This window comes from Microcystis sp. LE19-41.2A (assembly GCF_027530405.1).
In the GTDB taxonomy this organism is placed as follows: Bacteria; Cyanobacteriota; Cyanobacteriia; order Cyanobacteriales; family Microcystaceae; genus Microcystis; species Microcystis aeruginosa.
Genome location: NZ_JAPZQJ010000408.1, coordinates 1 through 7,252, shown reverse-complemented (window position 1 = coordinate 7,252; position 7,252 = coordinate 1). Strand labels below are relative to the sequence as shown.

The 7,252-nt window shown below is 45.0% G+C and carries 7 protein-coding genes and 1 pseudogene; 5 read left to right on the top strand and 3 right to left on the bottom strand.

The features are described 5' to 3' along the window. Positions 1-329: 329 nt before the first annotated feature. Positions 330-1,097 (bottom strand): annotated as a pseudogene (locus O9290_RS16640) (nuclease/transposase family protein); the annotation flags it as partial. Positions 1,098-1,412: 315 nt separating this feature from the next. Here O9290_RS16640 and pdhA point away from each other — a divergent pair. From pdhA to O9290_RS16620, 4 genes are all read left to right on the top strand, one after another. After that, positions 1,413-2,447 (top strand): pyruvate dehydrogenase (acetyl-transferring) E1 component subunit alpha, encoded by a 1,035-nt coding sequence (pdhA, locus tag O9290_RS16635; protein WP_288026686.1) that lies wholly within the window; start codon positions 1,413-1,415, stop codon positions 2,445-2,447. A gap of 194 nt (positions 2,448-2,641) precedes the next feature. Beyond that, entirely contained in the window at positions 2,642-3,424 is a 783-nt protein-coding gene (locus tag O9290_RS16630; RefSeq protein ID WP_002761059.1) for a hypothetical protein, read from the top strand. A gap of 113 nt (positions 3,425-3,537) precedes the next feature. Next, positions 3,538-4,476, top strand: coding sequence for a glycosyltransferase family 2 protein (locus O9290_RS16625; RefSeq protein ID WP_004162712.1), 939 nt, complete (start codon positions 3,538-3,540; stop codon positions 4,474-4,476). A 60-nt stretch (positions 4,477-4,536) separates the two neighbouring features. Further along, complete coding sequence (locus O9290_RS16620; protein ID WP_288055775.1) at positions 4,537-6,138, top strand: glycosyltransferase family 39 protein; 1,602 nt, start codon at positions 4,537-4,539, stop codon at positions 6,136-6,138. 14 nt (positions 6,139-6,152) lie between these two features. Here the strand turns inward: O9290_RS16620 and O9290_RS16615 are convergent, their stop codons facing one another. Beyond that, positions 6,153-6,494, bottom strand: coding sequence for a DUF8822 family protein (locus tag O9290_RS16615; RefSeq protein ID WP_002761061.1), 342 nt, complete (start codon positions 6,492-6,494; stop codon positions 6,153-6,155). A 34-nt stretch (positions 6,495-6,528) separates the two neighbouring features. On the opposite strand from O9290_RS16615, the gene aat reads away from it, so the two are divergent. After that, positions 6,529-7,110: a leucyl/phenylalanyl-tRNA--protein transferase gene (gene aat / locus O9290_RS16610; RefSeq protein ID WP_071825075.1), complete on the top strand. Its 582-nt coding sequence runs from the start codon at positions 6,529-6,531 to the stop codon at positions 7,108-7,110. Here aat and O9290_RS16605 read toward each other — a convergent pair. Beyond that, on the bottom strand, positions 7,069-7,252 hold a 184-nt coding region (locus O9290_RS16605), incomplete at its 5' end, for a hypothetical protein (RefSeq protein ID WP_288028200.1). The genes aat and O9290_RS16605 overlap by 42 nt on opposite strands.

Below are 7,252 nucleotides of genomic sequence, written 5' to 3'. Positions count from 1 at the left end.
CTAAAAGTGCGGAGATTCTTGGGCTGAATCTTGCCGCTACTAGCAAAGCTAATTTTGGTCTTACAGTTTCATGTCTAGTCCGACTACACCTACAAGGTAAGCACTCTTAAAGACTACTCCCCAAGCGTAAATTTCTGTGTGTCCCACAGTATTTAATTGTTTTTCGCTCTTACCATGTGGACTTACGATGAAAGCTTTTGTACCAGTGATGGTTAGAGATTTAGGGATTACGGAGTGTCGCTTGTTTCCTGCGTTCCCAAAGTCAACGACTCAATTTAATGCTAACATAAAGTCGCCCTAAAGGGCGAGGTTTTCAACCCAAATTTTCGATGATTTAAGTGCGCTTGGTATCTTCTCTCCCGCCCCGATAGCCGTTTCAAGATCTCCCGACACCTACGCCTGGTGGATCTAGTGCCTTGAGACGCTTTCCTTTGCAGAGAAGCTCGAACGCGACTGTATTTATCCCTCGTTTCCTTGATTCCCTCCCCCGACCACGATTGATCGGTTGATGTTACCGCGATGTCACGACGGCCGAAATCGACCCCGATAATGTTATCCGCGTTGATAGGTTTCGGCGGTTCCGATTTTAGTTGGATGTGGACATACCAACCGCCGTCACGATGTAGGCAGATTTGAGCGGAGGTCGGATTTTGCCAGGTAAGTTTCCCCCGATGGTAATTGCTCGCTCTCAGGGGAATGGTTAACCGTTTCCCCGTGGTGCTAACAGTAATCGCCCAATCTTTCTCGACGAAACGGAAGGTTCGAGCGTCACAGTCGAAACTTGTTGGAGCAAAGTTCTTGACCTTCTTCCCTTGAAGTTTTGCTGTCAAACGATTAGCCGCCACCCGACCGCAAGCTCTGACAACGTGGTTAGCCGTCAATCCGAACCGATCCTTAACGTCCTGATAACAGACGGCTTGAATCGAGTTCCGGTTAGTCAGCCGGGGATTGACGTTCTCGTTAATCCAGCTACAAGCCGACGCAAAAGCCGTACAGGTATCGGACAGCGCTTGTTGTTGTTCGCTACATACTTGAAGCTTGATCACTAGCGTCAGGACTTGTTCCACGGCCTCAAAAAACTCACCAGCAGGAAGCATAACATATTTAGAGTCGATGCGCTACGCGCGTTTTATACTGGTCGGCATTCCTCCGCCGCCAACCCGTAGGGTGTAACGGGGGCATCCTGCCGACATCTAAGGTGAATTAAGTGATGTAAGTGAGAGCGGAGCGAGTAAAATAACAAGATACCATCTTATCCTAGCCAATCTCTGACTGACTAAGGTTAGATTTGAGAGAGAAAATACCAAGAACCCCTTGGTTTAAGCCTAAAAAATTCACTGCCAGAATTCTCGAAAAATCTACCGCTTCCTCTCCCCTTGCCTTTTTGTTGTCTAAATGATACTACAGACCCTATGATTTCCGAACGTACTTTACCAACCTTTAATCCTGCTTCCATCGTTATTACCAAAGCTGAAGGTCTTCGCCTATACGAGGATATGGTTTTGGGGCGGATGTTTGAAGATAAATGTGCCGAAATGTATTATCGAGGCAAAATGTTCGGTTTTGTCCACCTCTACAACGGTCAAGAAGCGATATCTAGCGGTATTATTAAAGCCTTGCGTCAGGGAGAAGATTACGTTTCTAGCACCTATCGCGATCACGTCCACGCCCTCAGTGCCGGAGTTCCCGCTCAAGAGGTAATGGCGGAGTTATTCGGCAAAGCTACGGGCTGTAGTAAAGGACGGGGCGGCTCCATGCATATGTTCTCCGCCGAACATAAGCTTTTAGGGGGTTACGCTTTTGTGGCCGAGGGGATTCCCGTCGCAACCGGGGCGGCTTTTCAAAGTAAATACCGTCGGGAAGCCATGGCTGATGCCAGTGCCGATCAGGTAACGGTCTGTTTCTTTGGGGATGGGGCGAGTAATAATGGCCAGTTTTTTGAGTGTCTGAATATGGCCGCCCTCTGGAAGTTGCCGATTATCTATGTGGTGGAAAATAATAAGTGGGCGATCGGTATGGCCCACGATCGAGCCACTTCTCAACCGGAAATCTATAAAAAAGCCAGTGTTTTTAGTATGGTCGGTGTGGAAGTGGACGGTATGGATGTGGTCGCCGTTCATGCCGCCGCCAGAGAAGCTGTAGCCCGCGCCCGCGCCGGTGAGGGGCCGACTTTGATTGAGGCCTTAACCTATCGTTTCCGGGGTCACTCTCTGGCAGATCCCGACGAGTTACGCAGTGCTGACGAGAAACAATTCTGGGGCGAAAGAGATCCGATCACTCGCTTTGCCGCCTACCTCTACGAACGAGATCTGGCCACGAGAGAGGAATTAAAAGAAATCGAGGAGAAAATTCAAGCTGAAATCGAGGCAGCGGTTAAATTTGCCGAATCTAGCCCCGAACCCGATCCTAGTGAACTAACTCGCTTTATTTTCGCCGAAGACGAGTAATTTCAGTGATCAGTTACCAGTTATTCAGAGTTGAGTAATCAGTAATCAGTGATCAGTGATCACTGATTACTTAAGGTATTCTATGAGGGGGAGCAGCAAAATCCCGCCTTGAATCTGGTTGTTGTGGAAAAAATCCGTAAAAACCAGTTGCGCTCTTGTATAATTCGCTAAAATCCAGAGAAATAGCTTTTGCCATGGCGACTACAGAAGCATTGAACCCCAGTCAGTTCGCATTCTTAACCAACCTCACCGCTGATCGTTCAAGTTCACCCAACCCACAAGAAGAAATGGACAAAGTTATCATTCTCGTTAATGCCGAAGCTCAGGCCAGTGGTCAGATGTCTCGCCTATCGCCCGTTACCGAAAAAATGGTGATTGCCTTAAAAAATGCGGTTCCTAAATCCTTGGCGGTGGAGGTGACGGGGACGGCTTCCTTGTGGTCAAAAATGGAGTCGGGTAAAACCAGCCAGAATAATTTAATCTGGTGTCCCTTAACAATTCAATTACCCAATTGGGTGAATTTTCCTGGTAAAAAAGTTTATCAAGCTTGTCGGGATATCGAAGAAAGACGCGCTTGGGTTGCCCATACCCTGCACTATAAAACCAGTCAGGGAGATTCTTCTTTTGGGGATCTTTGGTTGCCGATCACGGTGACATCTAAGGGTTTAGAATACGGTGAGGTAATCGGAGAAGGCATGATCCCCAACGCCTACAGTCAACCGATTAGTCTGGAAAGAGAGAGTCTTAAGTCTTTACATCGGCTGGCAGCGCAATTACTGGATAATTTACAGGCTCCTGCTTCCGTTTATTTGCTACAGTTTCGTCTGGCTCATCGAGAAGTGGTTTTTGATCGTCTCTGGCCTTTTCCTGCTGCACCTGCGATCGCTTCTCTGCGCGGTCAACAGACGGATCTCTATGCATCCTACTGGAATTGTTTACGTCGGCAAGCAACGCTCGATCATTCCTTGGCAATTTAAAGGCACTGTCTAGCAGTAATCTATTAAGTTGACAAAAGGGATACTTTAGCAGAATATTTAGAGCGTAGCAGCCGCCATAAAAACACGGCTGTTGTCCGTTCAACCTCTCGAAAATGCCGAAATATTCGCTAATTATCCCGATTTATAACGAGGAAGAAACCATTCCAGAACTCTATCGCCGTGTCAGTGCCGTCATGGATAGTTTAGATGATTCTGTGGAACTGATTCTGATTAATGATGGCAGTCGGGACCGTTCCTTAAATTTAATGCGGGAACTACAGGAAAGAGATGCTAGGGTCTGTTACATTAGCTTTGCTCGTAACTTTGGCCATCAGGCAGCAGTGACGGCAGGACTTAATTTTGCTAGGGGTCAAGTTATTGTTGTCCTCGATGCCGACTTGCAGGATCCACCGGAATTGATTCCCAAAATGATTGAGTCTTGGCAAGCAGGTTATCATGTGGTTTACGCCCAGAGAACAAAACGGAAAAAAGAAAGTTGGTTTAAACGCCTAACTGCCTACGTTTTCTATAGATTGCTGCGACAATTAGCCGACGTGGATATCCCTGCGGACACGGGGGATTTTTGTCTGATGGATCGTCAGGTAGTGGACGTATTAAATTCTATGCCAGAACGGAATCGTTATATTCGCGGTTTGCGCGCTTGGATTGGTTTCCGACAAACTGCTGTTAAATTTGAGCGGGATCCCCGGTTTGCTGGCGAAGTCAAATACACTTTTAAAAAATCCCTAGCTTTAGCGATTAATAGCTTGGTGTCTTTTTCTAAGATTCCCCTGCGTATTTCCACTTATTTAGGCTTATTTTCCGCTTTAATTGCCCTGTTGATGGCTTTACTGGTTCTCTACTGGCGCTTACAGCAACCCGACTCTCCCGTTACCGGTTTAGCTACTATCTTGATCGCTGTGTTTTTCTTGGGTTCGGTACAATTGATCGGTATTGGCATATTAGGGGAATATATCGGGCGAATTTACGAAGAAGTTAAGGGCAGACCAGCCTATACAATCGCTGAGATCGCTGGGTTGGAAATTAATTAAACTTTTAAAGCAACTATCAGTAAATTGTTGTCGATTGATGACCTACGGACAAATAAACTTATGATGGATCAGAGAAAATATTTACCCGATCGATTGGCCGCTAATTTCGGAAAGTTTTTGATCATTGCTATTTTATTAATCGGAATTGGCCTACGATTTTTCAATTTAGAGCAAAAAGTCTATAGTGCCGATGAAGTTAGAAGTATTATGCGTTTTTCGGGATACACGACTCAAGACGTACGGGAGCAGGCTTTTAACGGTGAAATTATTGGCAGGAAAGACCTACAATATTTTCAACATCCTCATTCCGAACGCTCTCTATCCGATGCCTTGCGCTCTCTGATGGGGAATCCAGAACATCCTCCCCTATACCATTTGTCAGCGCGCTTCTGGATGCAGTTAATCCCCATCGAACATTCGGCCAGAACTTTCTCGATTTTCTTAAGCATCTTAGTCATTCCTTGCCTTTATTGGTTATGCCTAGAATTGTTCGATTCCTCCCTAACGGGCTGGATAGCGATCGCTTTATTCGCTGTTTCTCCCTTTCAGATGCTCGTGGCTCAAAATACTACCCAGTATAGTCTTTGGACACTGTCAATTCTTTTATCGGCAATCACTCTTTTGCGAGCAATCCGTAAAAATACGCTTAAAAGTTGGCTCTGGTATAGCCTCAGTTTAGCCTTGACTTGTTATACTCATTTATTTTCTGCTCCTGTGGCCATCGCCCAAGCTTTATATGTGATTCTTCTAGAGAGATTGAAAATTACAAGAACAGTTGTTAGCTATGTATTGGCAGGTGTTGGCAGCTTAGTTTTATTTAGCCCTTGGCTATTCGTGATTTTTAGCAACCTAGACAAAATTGATCGCAACACCCAATACTATCGACAGTTTAAGACTAATATCATCGAAATATCTCAAACCTTATTCCGTCATGCTGGTCATGTATTCGTGGATTTCTTTCACCGCAAAGGCAGATTAGAATCGGCTTTTCATCTATTAATTTTATTATTAGCGATCTATTCTCTTTACCATCTCATCCGATACACTTCGCCGAAAGTTTGGTTATTCCTCATAACTTTGATTGTTGTTCCGACACTGTTTCAAATTGTACCTGATTTATTCAAACCATCGATCCGCTCCCTACAAGCCAGATATTATCTACCAGTTTTTCTGGGAATGCAGATGGCTATATCCTACCTGATTGCCAGTTATATCGGCTCAAAGTCCCCAAAAAATTGGCTTCACTATTTAGGACAACAAATCTTGCTAATTTTCCTGCTACTAGGTATAGTATCAGGTGTATTTCTCGGGTTAACTTCTGATGCGGGTTTAGACGATCAAAGAGGTACAGCCAGTGGAGTTAATCTAGAAATCGCCCCTGTTTTAAACTCCATGACCAAGCCGATAGTTATCAGCGATAATACCCCTAGTTTCTTTTTGGCATTATCCTATTTAGTTAACGATCAAGTTAAGTTTCAATTATTTCAGGATGGCGATGTGGAATCCTGGCGGCGAAAACTCAATCTCAAGGAATTAGCCCAAAACTACAGTAACATCGTCGTGGCACATCCCGAAGAAGATTTTGTTAACTTCTTAAATGAACAGTACTCCATTCGTACAAAAAAATTAGCAGAGCAGCTAATAGAAATTAAACTCCAATAACAAAGAAAAACTGTCTAACTTTGCCCACAACAGCGATCGATCCCTAAACTATCTAAAATTAAATCACTGACAGCGTTAGCGATGGCAAATTCACTATAAAAACTTTCGCGGAAATCAAAAGCTTGCATCTCGGTAACGATCGCAATTACCAAGCTACCGAGATCGTTTTCCCCTTCCAAACGCTGACGCAGAAAAATTTGACTAGCGCGTTCAGCGATAGTTTCATTAATAGCTTCGGGAATAAATTCCGCATCTAACCAACGATGTAAAGCGGTTCGCAACCAAGTTTGTTCCTGTTGGGGATTTTCGATCGGTGGTAAAGTAATGGGCGGAATTGCTGCGGGATGATCAGGCATAATTAGAGAATTATCAGGCTACGAGACTGAGTTCTTGGGGGGATTCGTGGATACCGCCTCTATTATACAAGGATACGCACGCGGTTACTTTCTCATGGCCGATGAGGGGGGCAGATTGGATTGGTATTCTAGTAAAAATCGCGCTCTTATCCCTCTTGATCGGCGTTTTAGGTATCCCAAGTCCCTAAAACGAGTTTTGAATCAAAATCGCTTTAGCGTGGCTATTAACCGCAATTTTGCTGGGGTTTGTGCCGGTTGTGCCGATCGCTCGCTGACTTGGATTTCCCCGGAGTTAATGCAAATCTATCAGCAATTACACCAGGCCGGTTGGGCCTACAGTTTCGAGACTTGGCAAGGGGATCAATTAGCGGGGGGGATTTTAGGTTTAGCAATTCGCGGGGTTTTTATCGGGGAATCGATGTTTTATCAAATTCCCGATGGTTCTAAGGTAGCCATGGTCAAGTTAGTCGAACACCTCAGAGAACGGGATTTCTGTCTATTTGATGCCCAAATGCAAAATCCCCATCTGGCTAGATTTGGGGCCTATACTATCTCCGAAAAAGAATATCATCCCCTACTTGAAGGCGCTCTGTTGAAGCATTGCCATTTTGTTTAAGTAGGGCTTGCTGAATAAATCTAAAAACCTTGTTGGATAAGACTTTTGGACTTTTTTCCCCTCAAAAAGTGCCAGCCATTGCGGGGATCGGGGGGAAAATTCCTGGACTTTTTCCCTGAAAATTAGGTAATTGGCCACCTCA